General features: G+C 57.6%; 14 protein-coding genes. 3 read left to right on the forward strand and 11 right to left on the reverse strand.

Translation table 11 applies throughout. The annotated features are described in order from the left end of the window. Nucleotides 1-11 precede the first annotated feature (11 nt). From A6U98_RS29195 to A6U98_RS29205, 3 genes are all read right to left on the reverse strand, one after another. Nucleotides 12-806 carry an ATP-binding cassette domain-containing protein gene (locus A6U98_RS29195; protein ID WP_064654417.1) on the reverse strand — a complete coding sequence of 265 codons (795 nt, stop codon included), beginning with the start codon at nucleotides 804-806 and terminating at the stop codon, nucleotides 12-14. A 474-nt stretch (nucleotides 807-1280) separates the two neighbouring features. Next, nucleotides 1281-2183, reverse strand: coding sequence for an MBL fold metallo-hydrolase (locus A6U98_RS29200; RefSeq protein WP_064654418.1), 903 nt, complete (start codon nucleotides 2181-2183; stop codon nucleotides 1281-1283). Between the two features lie 101 nt (nucleotides 2184-2284). Continuing rightward, nucleotides 2285-2917 carry a DsbA family protein gene (locus A6U98_RS29205; protein ID WP_064654419.1) on the reverse strand — a complete coding sequence of 211 codons (633 nt, stop codon included), beginning with the start codon at nucleotides 2915-2917 and terminating at the stop codon, nucleotides 2285-2287. Nucleotides 2918-3031: 114 nt separating this feature from the next. Between A6U98_RS29205 and A6U98_RS29210 the strand changes: the two genes are divergently transcribed. The 3 genes from A6U98_RS29210 (at nucleotide 3032) to A6U98_RS29220 (ending at nucleotide 6176) form a co-directional block, all read left to right on the forward strand. Continuing rightward, the gene (locus tag A6U98_RS29210) at nucleotides 3032-3916 is read left to right on the forward strand and encodes a LysR family transcriptional regulator (protein WP_064654420.1); all 885 of its coding nucleotides are present in this window, start codon (nucleotides 3032-3034) and stop codon (nucleotides 3914-3916) included. A gap of 255 nt (nucleotides 3917-4171) precedes the next feature. Then, nucleotides 4172-4582 carry a helix-turn-helix domain-containing protein gene (locus tag A6U98_RS29215; RefSeq protein ID WP_037132637.1) on the forward strand — a complete coding sequence of 137 codons (411 nt, stop codon included), beginning with the start codon at nucleotides 4172-4174 and terminating at the stop codon, nucleotides 4580-4582. Between the two features lie 166 nt (nucleotides 4583-4748). Further along, nucleotides 4749-6176, forward strand: coding sequence for an aldehyde dehydrogenase family protein (locus tag A6U98_RS29220; protein ID WP_064654421.1), 1428 nt, complete (start codon nucleotides 4749-4751; stop codon nucleotides 6174-6176). 881 nt (nucleotides 6177-7057) lie between these two features. Here A6U98_RS29220 and A6U98_RS29230 read toward each other — a convergent pair. The 8 genes from A6U98_RS29230 to A6U98_RS29265 all read right to left on the reverse strand — a co-directional run bounded on the left by A6U98_RS29230 (nucleotide 7058) and on the right by A6U98_RS29265 (nucleotide 14620). Next, complete coding sequence (locus A6U98_RS29230) at nucleotides 7058-7372, reverse strand: MurR/RpiR family transcriptional regulator (protein WP_064654423.1); 315 nt, start codon at nucleotides 7370-7372, stop codon at nucleotides 7058-7060. A gap of 431 nt (nucleotides 7373-7803) precedes the next feature. Continuing rightward, complete coding sequence (gene iolG / locus A6U98_RS29235) at nucleotides 7804-8805, reverse strand: inositol 2-dehydrogenase (RefSeq protein WP_064654567.1); 1002 nt, start codon at nucleotides 8803-8805, stop codon at nucleotides 7804-7806. Nucleotides 8806-8842: 37 nt separating this feature from the next. After that, entirely contained in the window at nucleotides 8843-9616 is a 774-nt protein-coding gene (locus tag A6U98_RS29240; protein WP_156667905.1) for a TIM barrel protein, read from the reverse strand. A 1-nt stretch (nucleotide 9617) separates the two neighbouring features. Further along, complete coding sequence (locus A6U98_RS29245) at nucleotides 9618-10577, reverse strand: sugar phosphate isomerase/epimerase (RefSeq protein ID WP_064654424.1); 960 nt, start codon at nucleotides 10575-10577, stop codon at nucleotides 9618-9620. Beyond that, entirely contained in the window at nucleotides 10574-11575 is a 1002-nt protein-coding gene (locus tag A6U98_RS29250) for a Gfo/Idh/MocA family oxidoreductase (RefSeq protein ID WP_064654425.1), read from the reverse strand. Before A6U98_RS29250 ends, A6U98_RS29245 begins: the two co-directional genes overlap by 4 nt. 89 nt (nucleotides 11576-11664) lie before the next feature. Then, a complete protein-coding gene (locus A6U98_RS29255) occupies nucleotides 11665-12489 on the reverse strand; it encodes an ATP-binding cassette domain-containing protein (protein ID WP_064654426.1) in 825 nt (274 codons plus the stop codon). A gap of 11 nt (nucleotides 12490-12500) precedes the next feature. Beyond that, on the reverse strand, nucleotides 12501-13556 hold the full coding sequence (locus A6U98_RS29260) for an ABC transporter permease (protein WP_082934009.1): 1056 nt from the start codon (nucleotides 13554-13556) through the stop codon (nucleotides 12501-12503). Between the two features lie 98 nt (nucleotides 13557-13654). After that, the gene (locus A6U98_RS29265; protein WP_064654427.1) at nucleotides 13655-14620 is read right to left on the reverse strand and encodes a substrate-binding domain-containing protein; all 966 of its coding nucleotides are present in this window, start codon (nucleotides 14618-14620) and stop codon (nucleotides 13655-13657) included. Nucleotides 14621-14733: the final 113 nt, after the last annotated feature.

Genomic DNA, 14733 nt, shown 5'->3' on the forward strand with positions numbered 1-14733 from the left:
AACGCCAGGCCTCAGCAAACATAGGCGAGCGGATAGGGCAGGTTGGGCGCGGCGATCACATCCATGTCGATCCCATAGATCTCTTGCAGCGTGTTCGGCGCGAGGATCGCGCTCGGTGTTCCGCTGGCAACCACGCGACCGCGTTTCAATGCATGGATCCGATCGCAGAAGCGAGCGGCCATGTTGATGTCGTGGAGAACGATGACGACACTCCTTCCACCCTCGTGCGCCAAACGTCGCACAAGTGAGAGCACCTCGACCTGGTGAGCAACGTCGAGTGCCGCAGTCGGTTCGTCGAGCAACAGGCAGCGAGCATCCTGAGCGATCAGCATCGCGATCCAGGCACGTTGCCGCTCGCCGCCCGATAGTGTTCCCATGATACGGTCGGCGAACGTCTCGATATGCGTGGCTCGAAGGGCTTCCTCGACTTTCTCTTCATCGTTCTTGGTGAACCGGCCGAGCGCTCCGTGCCACGGATAACGACCGCATCCCACAAGCTCGCGGACCGTCATTTCCGATCCGGTCGTGACATCCTGTGGCAGATATGCGACCGAACGCGCAAAGGCGCGTTCGCTATACATCTTCAGATCCTGGTTTCCGTAAGAGATCGATCCAGTGCTCGGCGCAAGCTGGCGAGCTAACATTTTGAGAAGACTGGATTTGCCTGAGCCATTGTGGCCGACCAGCGCGACAACTTCTCCTGCCGGAAATTTAAGACTGACGTCGCAGAGAATTTCGTTCCGCTCTATCAAAAGACCTATATTTTCGGCGACAAAAGTTTCAGCCGTTCGAGGCGGATCTTGCATCGGGAGTATAGCCACGTGACATCCTTTAACCGGGTGATAGGTCGGTACTAAAGATGAGAGCGGCAATCAACTATTTTCGTTATTCCTCCGCCTAGGTCCTCGCCATCTCGTGCAGGCGGCCGCCTTTCGGCCAGCAAAGCCGGGTTCTGTGCCACCTGACGTTAATAGCGGCTGAGAACGAGGAAAACCTAGATCACCTAATGCGTGCATCTTGCCGAAGAAATTTTTGACATTCTTGTTATTTAGCAGTCGCTTGTTGGATTTCTCGCGACAAGACGTCGAAAGACTAAGCAATCACAGATTGTGAAAAATTGCATAAGCTGAATTATGGAACTATGCTGTCGGCTTTCAATCGAACTTCGACGATTGATGGCAAGCTCTACTTAAGTGCTGACGGCTGCGTCACCACTTTTGCGGCCTTTCTGGAGGTGAAGGGGCCCCCAGGCCCCTCGGATCAGTTTGAAGATCGGCCGTTCAGCCCCACTTCATTTCTCCCTTGGCAACCTTGGAGCCTATGTCGAGCGCGACGCCCATGCCGAGACCGGGGAACCGGGCTTCCATGGCGGTCTTCAGTGCGGCGGAATCGGCTGCCTTGGCGAGTTCTTCCTCGAAAGCGAGCAGATAACTCTTTGTGTGCTCGACGGCAGACAGATCGGTTGCCGCCTCCGGCATCATGTGACCGGGAACGACAATCGTCGGCTTACGGGCGCTAATCTTGTTGAGGGTGGCCACCCAAGCGGCACGCTCCTCCGGAGCCTGGGTGTCGGCCGTCCACACATGAACGCCGGAGAAAATCATGACGCCCCCGAAAACGGCGTTCAGCGACGGCACGAACAGGTACCGGCGATTGCTTAACCCTGCTTCGGCCGCGACAATCTCGACGGTTTCACCATCGACTGTGAGGCTTGGAGCGTCGAAGGCTTCCGGCATGACGATGTCTGCAAGCGTCTGCGGGCCGTTCTCCTTGAGCTGCGGCCCCCAAACGGCAAGCTTTTTCTCGACGTTGCCCTTAATCGCTGCAATCGTATCGGAAGAGGCCAGCACTTTTGCGCCGGGAAAAGCTTCGAGGACCGGCTTCAGGCTGAAGTAATAGTCCGGATCGGACTGGCTGACATAAATCGCGGTCAGCGTCTTGCCCGTGGCCTTGATGGCTTCCGCCAGCGCACGGCCGTCGGGATAGCTGAACCCGCCATCGATTAGCAACGCTTCGCTGGGGCCGGTCAGCAGCACCGGCGCGCGAAAGAAGCCATTCTGACCGGCGGGGAAGTGCTTCCACGCCAGCTTTGATCCAGTCGCGTTGCCGAGGCCGGCAGGCGCAAAGACGGCAACGGCGCCGGCTGCGAGGGTGGTTTTCATCATTTCTCTCCTTGAGTACATGGTTGTCTCCGATGATCGTCAGTTCGATTTCTGCTGCGAGGTGTTGCCCTGCGGCGGGGTTTGTCGCTAGGTTCATGGAACGGTCTGCTGAAAATGAACGATCAAGCCGCCTGAAGCTCGGCAGCAAGTCGGTCAAAGCCGCCGAATAAGGCATCGCTGCGCAGCATGCGGCGCTTATCGCCCTCGCCAATGAAAAGCGCGGGGACACCATCCATCCGGAATGCAGCCATGAGTTGGCGGGACTTCCCGATCCTGTTGCGATAGGCGTCGAGCAGAGCCTCGTCCGGAGCCCGGACACGAGCGGCGGCATCGGGAAACCCAGCCTGATCGAGAACGTCGACCACGACAGCGATCTCCGAGGTGTCGCGGCCGTCAACGTAGCGAGCGCTTTGAAGTGCCTTCAGGGCATCACCTTCCCTGTCGAGTTGCGTCACCCCGACGGCTATTATCCCAAGCGTCGCAGGGGCGGAGTCGAACATGCCGTCTGCGCCCCCGAGAACCTGATCGCGATAGAGCTGGCTGAAGACCTGTCCCGTGAGCCGGTTGATCCGCTGGTCATTATGCCAGGCATAGGCTGCGAAGCGTTCATCCAGCGGACGCGCGCCTTCGCCCGCGAAGAGCCCGCTGGGCGCAAGCTCGACGGTGAGATTGTCGAGCATGGCCAGTTTGTCGAGCGCGGGCGCCGCACCATAGCACCAGCCGCAAAGCGGATCGTAGAGATAGGTGAGATGCATATCGGACCATCCTTGAAGCGATGGACAACAGATAGTGCACTTCTATTGAGTGATAAATATTGTTAAATGTGACAGAATGTATGTCAAAGACTTACAATTAAATGGAAGAAGGTTATGGAGGCTGTCAATCTCAATCGGCTGGCCTATTTTGCAGCCGTCGTCGATACCGGCTCGTTCACGAAAGCTGCCGAGCGCCTCGCGATCACAAAGACGGTCGTCAGCCAGCAGGTTGCGCGGCTGGAAGCTGAGTTGAAAACCAGCTTGCTTCTCCGGACAACACGACGCGTCGAGCCGACTGAGGCCGGCAAGCTTCTCTACGCGCGCTGCGTCATGATCTTCCGCGAAGCCGGGGACGCTGTCGATGAAATCACCCGCGCAAATGCCGAGCCGACAGGCATGCTACGCATTGCTGCGCCCAATGATTATGGTGCGAGCACGATCGCCCCGATTGCTGCGGCCTTTATCCGGAAGTACCCCGCTTGCAGGGTCGAGCTTCTGCTCGCCGATACGAAGATGGATCTGCTCGCCAATCAGATCGACCTGTCGATCCGCGTGGGATGGCTCGATGACTCCAGTCACCAAGCGAGACGGATCGGTTCGTTCCGGCAGTTTCTTGTTGCGTCTCCGAGCTTCTCCGCCACGCTCAGTTTGAACAGCCCGGAGGATGCGGCGGGCCAGCCGTTTATCGCCAACCTGGCTCTCAAGGAGCCGGTGGTCTGGAGGTTTATCCAGGGCGATTACGACCGGCGGACCGTGCGGATGCAGCAGAGCCTTATGAGCAATTCGACGCCTGCGGTTCTCGCGGCCACGCTTGCGGGGGCAGGCATATCCGTCCTGCCGGATTTTCTGGCTGGAGAGCATATAGAGGCTGGCCGACTGATAAGATTGTTGCCGGACTGGACCCTGCCCGCCGGAGGAATTTATGTCGTCTATCCGGCAGCTCGGTTTCGTCCGCCCAAGGTCACGGCTTTTGTCGCAATGCTGACTGGTGATTGCTAGCGCGGCTCAGGCTGCGCCATCGCGCAGCCTGAGTTATCTCCGCTACGTCGCGTCGCCAACGCGCAGGTATACGGAAACTAACTATGCGATGTTTGAGTTCAAGCGATCGGTTGGCGATGGAGCGGAAAAGACTGCTTGTATCGGGACTGCCCCTCGGTAGAACTCCGTTGCGTTTAACGGACCCGCCGGTATATTATGTAAACCTAGGGTCAATCAGGCACTTCAAGTCGCCTAGGTCTATCGAAGGAAACCATCATGCTCGAACTTGAACCGCTCTGCTTTTCTTCTGAATGCCCAAGCCGGGCCTTGTTCGACCAGATTGCTGACAAGTGGTCGATGATGGTGCTTGCCGTACTCGACGACGGACCGCAGCGCTTCAACGCCATTCGCCGTCGGCTGCAAGGCGTCACGCAAAAAGCCCTCACTCAGTGCCTCCGCCGCCTCGAGCGCAACGGTCTCATCGCGAGAGAGGTGATTTCACTCTCGCCGGTCGCCGTTCAGTATCAGGTGACGCCGCTCGGCCGCACGTTGCGGGAGCCACTCCAGGAACTTCACAAATGGACACTGGTAAAACTGCCGGAGGTCACCGCGGCAAGAGAGGCTTTCGACAGCATAGAGGGCGGGCAGAAGGGCGCGGATAGATCGCTGATCCAGTTACGCCTGTGAAGCGACGAGAACGACTGCAGGAGGTCCGATACTGGCTCGCGGCGGTTCGTGAAAAGAGAACTCGGACCAGGTATACCGTGCCCTACCAGGGCTACTTTAAGTGCCTAATTGACGCCAAGTTTACAAAAGATACTTATGTCTCCGTCAACAATGATGGAGCTTTCGCATGCGTAACAATCTTCAATTCTATATCGACGGAACCTGGGTACAGCCCAAAGACGCAACAGTAATCGATGTTATCAACCCCGCGGACGAGGCCGTTATTGGTCAAGTCGCGCTGGGCGATGCGAGTGACGTGGACGACGCGGTTTCAGCCGCGCGAAAGGCATTTGAAACCTATTCACTCACCTCGATTAAGGAGCGAATTTCGCTCTTCGACCGGATTATAGCTGCCTACGACAAGCGAGCGAACGACCTAGCCCTAGCGGTAACTGATGAAATGGGCGCGCCGCAATGGCTTTCAGAGCAATTGCAGGTGACCGTCGGCGTTGCCCATTTCAAGATTGCACGAGCAGCGCTTGAGACCTACCGTTTTGATGAGCCTCTTGGCACAAGCGAAGTCGTGCGCGAGCCAATCGGCGTTTGCGCGCTGATCACGCCATGGAATTGGCCCTTGATGCTGATGGCCGCAAAGGTGGCACCTGCACTTGCTGCGGGTTGCACCGTGGTGTTGAAACCGTCTGAAATCGCGCCGTTCTCTGGTACGATCCTTGCCGAGATCCTCCATGACGCCGGAGTACCCAAGGGCGTGTTCAACCTTGTTCATGGAGATGGCCGCGTTGTCGGCAATGCTTTGACGAGCCATCCCGACGTCGACCTTGTCTCCTTCACCGGCTCAACTGCGGCTGGGATCGAGGTCGCTCGCACCGGTGCGCTCACAGTCAAAAGGGTGCACCAGGAACTGGGGGGGAAGTCACCCAACATCGTCCTGCGTAGCGCGGACCTCGCTTCTGCTGTCGAAGGGGGCGTGGCGCAGATGATGCTGAACAGCGGACAGAACTGCAGCGCACCATCTCGGATGCTGGTCCATGTCGATCAGGTTGCCGAAGCAATCAGCTATGCCAAGGCGGCCGCCGAAACCTGGTCGGTCGGCCATCCTTCTTCCAATGCAAAGATGGGACCGGTGGCTTCAGAAGCACAATGGAACAAGATCCAGCGTCTGATCCAGTCGGGTCTCGATGAAGGCGCCACGCTTGTGACTGGAGGGCTCGGCCGTCCCGACGGACTTGATGCTGGCTTTTACGTCCGGCCTACGATCTTTGCCGGTGTACGCAACGACATGACGATCGCGCGTGAAGAGATCTTCGGGCCAGTCCTGGTCATCATCGCCTATTCCGACGAAGAGGAGGCGGTGAGGATCGCCAACGACACGACCTATGGCCTTGCTGCCTATGTTCAGGGTGAGCGGGTTGCGGCCGAAGCTATCGCGCGTCGCCTGCGTGCCGGCCAAGTCTACTTGAACAATGTTAATCTTGATCTGGCTGCGCCCTTCGGCGGCTACAAGCAGTCCGGCAACGGACGTGAATGGGGTCCGATGGCAATCGCCGAATTCCTTGAGATCAAGGCGATCATTGGTTTCCGTAACGCAGCTTGACGGCCCAAGCGCTTTGAAAGTGGATGTCCGGAACTGGGTTGATCCGGGCATCCTGCGAATTTCTCCGTGGTCCTTCCTTTATTTGCCGGACGCATTGGTGATGCCGGTGGTGGCTTTATTGTGGAGGAACCTGCAAACGATGCGAAAGAATGCGGACCGGGGCAGGATTACCCCGCCCATTGATGTTGGGGTCTCGGGCCTTTCTCCGGCCATTAAAGTCTTCCGACCTGCCCTGTCAGCGACAGGGTCACGACGGCAACATGCAACTCGTCTCCTACAAATGCATACGAAGATGATGACGGTCCAGGTCTAGGTCGGATTGCCGCCATCGGCTACCGGCTGTCAGGCGCCCGCAGCGATGCGATATTTGCCGGGTGGCACGCCATGATACTTCGTGAAGGACCGGCTAAATGCAGCCTCAGACCGATACCCGACTTCCGACGCCACGACCCTGGGCGGTAGTTGGCCGCCCTGGAAACGCCGTGCAGCCAAGTCATGCGCCAAGCTGTAAGATAGCCCAGCGGCGTGTCGCCAACACGTTCGGTGAACCGTGGTGCAAAGGCCGCCCGAGAGCTCTGTCATTTGCGGCCAATCGAAACGACGGCGAGCGAACTGCTCGACCGGTTCGGCCGTTGTCTGCGGACTGTCAACGAGTGCGTGAGCAACGCCATCACTCAGGACAACCAGGTCGCCTTCGTTGAGGGGGGCATGGGGCGCCCTTCAATCCGCAACCAGGCTCCGCCTCGCCGGATCATATGGAAGACCAGTACCGAGCCGAAAGCCCCAGCGGCCGCAGATCACACTCTACAAGGGTCGAACCAAGAACCGATCATCGGTTAGCTTCACCTTGGACAACGGTTTATGGAACTCATTTGTGGCGGTTATTGCGGCTTTCCTGTCAGCATAGGGTTCGCGGCTCGTATCGAAATCTCCCGGATGTGCTGACGGAAAACCTGTCGGAACTCCCTGAAGTTATCGAACCCGAGAGCAGTGGCCACTCTGACCACGGTTGAGGGCGACACTCCGCATCGGTCCGCAAGCGATTGCGCGGTACCGAATGCTACAATTTCCGGATAGGCGAGAGCCGTGCGTGCGACGCGCTCCTGTTGATATGGAAGACTAAGCCCGGTTGCTACAATCATATCCTTGAGCTCGGCGATGGCCGTCGGCTTTCGAATGGTTTTTTCTGTGCTCATGATCGTGCTTCCGATGCATGTTCGGCTGTGACTAATTGGGGAGGGAGTCGGAGGTTGACATCTAACCCCTGAACTTTGCCTGGATGGAACCACAGGCCTGCGCCATGTACTCTCTCGGAGGCGCGATCGTGGGGTCACGCCCGCTTCGACGACGAGTGATCCGGCACAATTCGCGTTCTTCACAAAGCGGACGACCGGATCGGGTCTACGAAACCGTCCCTTCGGACGGCGAACATTCCCGTCCGCACCATCGCTGAAACTGATATCCGGCGGCCAGTACCTGTAGTTGCAGCAGCTCGTTGATCAAGTCCTTCGCGTCGCACCGCCCTCCGGTAACCAGTAGTATGCGGCGGCTCGATCCGAAGTTCGGGCCGCCGCAAGATCGGACAGGAGGAGTTGTCCGACAGAGACCGTTTTGCTTCTCCGAAAGCTCAGCGAAGAACCTCTGCCAATTTCACGGGGGATCCGGTCTTTGCAGACTGGCTTGCAGCTTCCGCCATGGCGAGCGCTGCTACACCATCATCGAGCGTGACCGGCAGAGCCGAGCCTGTGTTCACAGCGGTGACAAATGCTGCCCATTCCGCCGCATAGGCGGGCATGTAGCGTTCAAGGAAGAAATAGGTGGGCTTTGCGCCTATGACACCGGAAGTCGTGGACTTGACCAAGGTGTTTTCCAACATGTTCTGCGCCTGTAGCAGCCCTTCAGAGCCGAGAAGCTCCAGCCGCTGGTCATAACCATAAACGGCTCTGCGACTGTTCTTGATCACGGCGATCCGGCCATCCCCATAGGCAAGGGTCACCACGGCGGTATCGACATCGCCTGCCGCGCCAATTTCCGGATCGACAATCGATGTACCCACCGCCGAGACGGAGACCGGCGCTGCCCCCATAATGAAATTAGCCATGTCGAAATCATGGATCATCATGTCGCGGAAAAGACCACCCGAAACCTTGATATAGGCGATCGGCGGCGGCGCGGGGTCGAAAGAGGTGATCGAGAGCAGTTCCGTCTTGCCGATTTCGCCACGGTCGGCTGCTGCCTTGAGAGCCGCAAAGTTGGGATCGAAACGCCGGTTGAAGCCGATCATCACCGGCTTGCCGGTAGCGGCGGCCACCTTCTGGCAAGCCTGTGCCCTTGCAAGGCTGAGGTCGACAGGCTTTTCACAAAGCACGGCCTTGCCCGCTGCCGTCGCCCGCTCGATCAGGTCCGAATGCGTATCGGTGGAGGTGGCAATCAGCACGGCATTGATGGCGGGATCATTGAGGATTGCATCGGTCGAGCGGGCTTCGGCGCCATACTGAGCGGCGATCTTCTCAGCGGTGGCCTGATTGATGTCGGAGACAGCCGCAAGGCGGCTGCCGGGATTGGTGGAAATGGCGGTGGCATGGACGCCAGCAATACGGCCTGCGCCCAAAAGGCCGACGTTCAGGATGGTGGATGACACGGATGATCCTCTTAGGAAAACAACATCAGATAGTGAAAGCGGTGCGGAAGGCTTCGAGTGCAGCTTCCGGATCACCGGAGGCAAAGGCTTCCATACCGACCGGCCCCGCGTAGCCCATGGATTTCAGAGCCTTTGCGACGCCGTGCCAATTCACTTCGCCCGTGCCCGGCTCGCAACGGCCGGGATTATCGGCCACTTGAACTTCGCCGATCCAGGCCAGGCAGGCCTCGCACCAGCGGATAAGATCACCTTCGCCGATCTGGGTATGGTAGAGATCGAGATTAATTCGCAGTTGCGGGCGGTTGACGGCTGCAACGAGCGCAAGCACTTCTGCCGTCGAGCCGAAGGGGCAGCCGGGATGATCGATTGGGTTGAGGTTTTCCAACGTGAAGACCTGACCCTCGGCTTCTACCAGATCGCAGATGCGGTTGAGTGTATCGTGAGCCCGCTGTTCCATGCCCGGCGCGAAGGCACCGATCTTCGGTATCGGAATGCCCATGTCGCCAAGCCCTGTGCCATGCAGATTGAGCCGGTGGACACCGAGCCGCTTGCCGACCTTCGCCGTTTCTGTGGCAGACGCCAGAAGCATCTCACAACCTTCTGCATCGGTGAGCCGACCTTCGAGATAGCCATTCATGATAGTGAAGGTGGCACCGGTTTTTTCAAGCGCATCAAGATTCCAGGCGGGCCAGTTCCAAAGGCCGACGCCGAAGCCCATTTCCTTCAGGCGGCTTGCCCGCCATTCGATTGGTCTGTCGCGCCAGAGCATTTCGGCGCAAGCGGCAAGTTGGAAGCTCATCTTAGATTTCCTGAAGTTTGAAATCGGCCGGTGCAACCGGCATGACACCCTTGAGAAGGGCCACGGATTTTTCGAGGCCCTCAAGTGAGTTGAGAAGCACGTCCTCATGCTCGATTGAAAGCCAGCCGTCGTAGCCAGCCATCTTCAAGCGATAGCAAAGCTGTCGCCACCACTCCTCACTGTGGCCGAAGCCGAGTGTGATGTATGACCAGGAGCGGGCTGGAATGTCGGTCAGGTTGCCGTTTTCGAGGAGGCTGGTCACTGCCTGTTTGGGCGCGTTCAGGAATGTGTCCTTGGCATGGGCGTGATAGACGGCCTCCCCCAATGCCTCGGCTGCTATCAGCGGATCGGCTCCCATCCAGAAGAGGTGCGAGGGATCGAGGTTCGCGCCAACGATAGGGCCGACTTCTTGACGGAGTTTCAGGAGCGACGGCACATTGTAGACGCACTGGTTACCATGCAGTTCGAGCGCAATCTTTCCCACACCGCATTCATTTGCTAGCGCCACGATCTCGGTCCAGAACGGGAAGAGTTTTTCTTCCCACTGGTATTTGAGGATAGCTTGCGTTTCCGGAGGCCACGAAGAGACTACCCAGTTCGGCATGGTATCGGACGAATTGCCCGCAGGCAGGCCAGACATGGTGCAGACCGTATTGATGCCCATCTCGCCTGCGACCCGGATGGTGTTCTTCAGCCCTTCGCCCTGAGCCGGATCGGTCGGGTGAAGCGGATTGCCATTGGCATTAAGGCTGATCACATCAAGCCCACGATCTGAAAAGCCCTTGAGGAAGTCCTTCTGCGCGACCGCGTTACCCAGCATGGATTTGAGATCGAAATGCGGTGCCGTCGACCAGCCGCAGGTGTTGATCTCTATACCGGAGACGCCCATGCGGGCAGCGTTGTCGAGAAGGTCTTCGAGCGGCATGCCGCCGAGGCTGTCAGATACAAAACCCAGTTTCATGCGTAGAACTCCGGCTTAGAAATCATTGTGACGAGCTGCTTCTGCCCGGAAGCGAGTGCCGTTACGCCTGCCTCGGCGGCAGCTGCTGCGGCATAGCCATCCCAGCAGCTTGATGCGATCTCGGGAAACACGTCTGTGTCGACGAAGCGTAGGAAGGCGCGGTTCTGGCGGCGATAGGCGTCGAAGTAGCGGGTCCGCCAATCGGCATCGTAGCCGGTGTGGACGCCAAGCGAGCGTTCGAGATGGGTATAAGCGACATGGCTCATGGAAATGCTCGCCTGCTCGCCCACGAGTTCTGCACGAACGTCGTAGCCGTACGCAGCGTTGTTGTTGATCTCGATGTTGACGAGCTGGCCATCGACGGTTTCGAGGACCATGAAGACTGGCGCGACGCGTCGATCAGAGCGCTTCGGTTGGAAGGCAGAGATCCAGGCATATTCGGTGCCAAGTACATGGCGCACGACGTCGAACTCATGCGGGGCGGAATTGGTGATTGCCATGGCACCGGTGAAGTCGGAGGCTGGCGTTTCCACATTGCGGTGGAAGTTGTGCATCATCAGGGCTCGGCCAAGCGTGCCATTTTCAATTGCCTCTTTCATCTCGACATAGGACTGGTCGTAGCGCCGCATGAAGCCGAGCTGGACGAACTTTTGACCAATTTCCTGTTCGGCCTGCATGATCGAGAGACATTCGGCCGAGGACTGCGATAGGGGCTTTTCGCAGAGCACCTTCTTGCCCGCGTTGATGCAGGCGAGTGACAGCGGCGCATGAGTAAAGTCCGGGCTCGCAACGATCACCGCATCCACATCAGCACGGGAAATCACGGCTTCGGGATTGCTTGCAACGTCTGCTGCACCGTGGGCATCGGCCACCTTGCGAGCGCGGACTTCATCCATGTCGCAGACGACCTGAAGGCTCGCGCCCGGCAATTCCTCCGCGACGATCTTGGCATGGTCAGCGCCCATCAGCCCTGCACCAATGACTGCTATACGCACCATTGGACAAACTCCTTCCATTCGGTTGACACAAAAGCCCAACCGCTTTCATTCAACAAATTCCACTAGTTGGCGGCTATGCCAATATTCAGTCAGTGAGCGGGCGGTGGCGGAAGACCGTCATGGGTCTCCCTATAGCCTTCAATAGAGGCTTCGAGACTAGCCATGGATTCACCGCCGGCCATCAGATCAGCGATCTGCTCGCGTGTCTTTTGTCCCTTGCGGAAGTCAGCCGCGATTGCACCACGAATGAGCACTGCGAAGTGATCGCCCACTGCCATTGCATGCATCACCTGGTGGGTGATGAAAATGACCGCGAGGCCACGACGCTTGGCTTCATTGACGATACGCAGTACGTGAGCAGCCTGCTTGACGCCGAGGGCTGCCGTCGGCTCGTCAAGGATGAGAACACGGGCTCCAAAATAGACGGCACGGGCAATCGCGAGCGACTGACGTTCGCCTCCGGAAAGACCACCGACCAACCGATCCCCGTCGGTAATGCGTGTGATCCCCATTTTCTGAACCTCCGCAACGGCGACTCGGTTGGCGGTTTTGCGGTCGAAATATTTGAACGGCCCCCAACCCTTTGTCGGCTCCGAACCCATGAAAAAGTTACGTCCTATGGACATCAAGGGATATGTCCCACCGAATTGGTGAACCGTAGCTATCCCGCGTTCCTGAGCCTCGCGGGGACTGGAGAAAAGTGCGGGCTGGCCATCCATCAGAATTTCGCCACGCGTCGGCTGATAGACACCCGACAGCGTTTTGATGAGCGTCGACTTACCAGCGCCGTTGTCGCCAAGGAGGCAGAGCACTTCGCCCTCGACCACCTTGATGCTGATATCGTTCAGAGCATCAATATGACCAAACGATTTGTCGACTTTTCGAAATTCGAGAACGGGTTTCTTAGCGGACATTCTCGCTCTCCTTATTTCTTCTTGGACGTCGACCAGCTGGTGGCCAAATGACGAAACGTGTCGTTGAGCAGGACAGCGATCAAAAGCATGACGCCGATGATCAGGAAGGACAGGTTTCTGTCGATCTCTGTGAAACCAATAGCTTGGGTTACGATCGAAAGGGTGAGCACCCCGAAGACAATGCCCATTACAGTACCAAAACCACCCGTGAGGAGAACGCCACCGACGACCACGGCGATAATGGTGTTGAAGATGAGGCCAAAATTAGCCTGAGACGTTGCGGAGCTGAATGTCATCACCTGAAGGACACCAGCAAAGGCCGCGGACGTGGAACACAGCATGAAGAGGGCAATCTTCATCCTGCTTACAGGAATACCTGCGTTTCTCGCGCTTTCCTGGTCACCACCAAGAGCGAAGACCCAGCTTCCCTTCGGAGAGTAGTGCAGAAAGAAGACGAATGCTGCGATAAGGCCACACCACCAGAAGACGGAAGAATTGAAGCCATATACCTTCCCGCCGAAGAGCGATTTTGCCCAATCTGGCGCGTGATAGAAGGAATTGGTGTTGTTGATGAAGAAGATCGACAGGTAGAGCGTGATGCCCGCCACTGCGAAGAGTGTCGCCAGTGTCACGATGAACGACGGCACGCGCGTGTGAGTGACGATGTATCCATTGATGAAGCCGATCAGTGCACCGATGGCAAGCGCCGCAGCTACACCGACTAGCACCGGCATCTGGTAGTGCTCGCAGACAATCGCAACTGTCATCGTAGACGCGGGAAGTACAGCACCGGTTGAAATATCGAGCTCTCCGGCAATCATCAGGAACCCGACCGGAATTGCAATCATTCCTATGAGTGAGGCGAAGTTCACCCACGTCGTTACACCAGCTACTGACAAAAAGTTGCGGCTATATCCGAACATCGCAAAAAGCATGAATACAGCCACGAAACCCATGAAAGCACCGGCGGCAGGGGTGCGAAAAAAGGCCTTAATGGATGAAATGGCCGATTCACTCTCGACGGCGGGCGTTTCAACGGTGCTGGGTGTTAGGTTTGTGGCGGTCATGGAAGCAAAATCCTCAGTTGACGCAGACGAAGTTACATAGAGGGAGCAGGGATGGGACCCGGCCAGGTTAGCGGCCAGGTCTCAACCTCAGGCCAGCCTCAACGTGCGCCGAGCTTCACGCCTTCGATTGCGGAAGCAACATTGGTCTTGTCGACAATCGCCGGACCGGTCAGAACCGGCTTCGTTGCAATCGCAGTGCCGAACCTCAGGTTTGCAAAGAGCATAGAGGTTGCGAGGAACCCCTGCAGATAGGGCTGCTGGTCGATTGCGAATGTCTGGGTGCCCTTCGTAATGCGATCCAGAACCGAGGCGGACATATCGAAGGTGCCAAGCTGAATCTTGTCGGTCTTGCTCTGCTGATCGATGGAACTGGCGGCAGCATCTGCAGCCCAGGCAGCGAGCGTGATGACGGCGTCAATGGACGGATCGGCGATCAGCTCGGACTTGATTGCTTCAGAGGTACCATTCATGTCTTGGTCAAGGTTAGCAGGAACGCGGAGGATGAAGGTGTCTGCGCCAGCCTTCTTGGCACCATCTTGAACGCCCTTGCAGCGGGTTTCGAGGTTTACGGCGCCTGGGTTCTGAATGTGGCAGAGGATTTTCTTTGCACCATGAGAAGCGAGATACTTGCCACCCTCAACACCTGCCAGATATTCGTCCGACCCGAAATAGTTGAGCGAGCCGTAATTATCCATCTCGCTCTGGCCAGCGTTGAAGGAGATGATCACCACGCCCTTGTCCCGCGCAGCCTTGAGGGCAGGAGTTTCGGATTCTGGCAGCCAGTTCGGGATAGCGATACCTTTAGCACCCTGGGCTACAGCCTGTTCGATGAGCGAAGCGAGGTCCGGGCCGAAGTTGTCATAGTTTTGGGTCTGCATGAAATTGACGCTGCCGCCGTTAGCCTTGACCATCAGCGAAGCATCATCGACGCCCTTCTTGACCATGTTCCAGAAGCCATCTTGGGCCGAACCAACGATGACGGCTATATCCGTGTCACCCGCATGAGCGCTGGATGCCAGAATGAATGCCATGGCTGCGGTGGCGATTTTCTTGGTGAATGACATGTCGAATTCCTCCTCAGGTTAAAGCCGCATGGCTGCGGCTCGACATATTTTTTTGGCCCTGCGGCCCATCCCGGTAGGCACGCACAGGTCCGCGATCTCAACACAACGACGTT

It is taken from the genome of Rhizobium sp. WYCCWR10014, assembly GCF_001657485.1.
Classification (GTDB): Bacteria; Pseudomonadota; Alphaproteobacteria; order Rhizobiales; family Rhizobiaceae; genus Rhizobium.

Excerpts from the sequence above, each read along its gene's own strand:
- A6U98_RS29195 (WP_064654417.1), bottom strand. The coding sequence starts at position 806 with ATGCAAGATCCGCCTCGAACGGCTGAAACTTTTGTCGCCGAAAATATA.
- A6U98_RS29200 (WP_064654418.1), bottom strand. The coding sequence starts at position 2,183 with ATGTACTCAAGGAGAGAAATGATGAAAACCACCCTCGCAGCCGGCGCC.
- A6U98_RS29205 (WP_064654419.1), bottom strand. The coding sequence starts at position 2,917 with ATGCATCTCACCTATCTCTACGATCCGCTTTGCGGCTGGTGCTATGGT.
- A6U98_RS29210 (WP_064654420.1), top strand. The coding sequence starts at position 3,032 with ATGGAGGCTGTCAATCTCAATCGGCTGGCCTATTTTGCAGCCGTCGTC.
- A6U98_RS29215 (WP_037132637.1), top strand. The coding sequence starts at position 4,172 with ATGCTCGAACTTGAACCGCTCTGCTTTTCTTCTGAATGCCCAAGCCGG.
- A6U98_RS29220 (WP_064654421.1), top strand. The coding sequence starts at position 4,749 with ATGCGTAACAATCTTCAATTCTATATCGACGGAACCTGGGTACAGCCC.
- A6U98_RS29230 (WP_064654423.1), bottom strand. The coding sequence starts at position 7,372 with ATGAGCACAGAAAAAACCATTCGAAAGCCGACGGCCATCGCCGAGCTC.
- A6U98_RS29240 (WP_156667905.1), bottom strand. The coding sequence starts at position 9,616 with ATGAGCTTCCAACTTGCCGCTTGCGCCGAAATGCTCTGGCGCGACAGA.
- A6U98_RS29245 (WP_064654424.1), bottom strand. The coding sequence starts at position 10,577 with ATGAAACTGGGTTTTGTATCTGACAGCCTCGGCGGCATGCCGCTCGAA.
- A6U98_RS29250 (WP_064654425.1), bottom strand. The coding sequence starts at position 11,575 with ATGGTGCGTATAGCAGTCATTGGTGCAGGGCTGATGGGCGCTGACCAT.
- A6U98_RS29255 (WP_064654426.1), bottom strand. The coding sequence starts at position 12,489 with ATGTCCGCTAAGAAACCCGTTCTCGAATTTCGAAAAGTCGACAAATCG.
- A6U98_RS29260 (WP_082934009.1), bottom strand. The coding sequence starts at position 13,556 with ATGACCGCCACAAACCTAACACCCAGCACCGTTGAAACGCCCGCCGTC.
- A6U98_RS29265 (WP_064654427.1), bottom strand. The coding sequence starts at position 14,620 with ATGTCATTCACCAAGAAAATCGCCACCGCAGCCATGGCATTCATTCTG.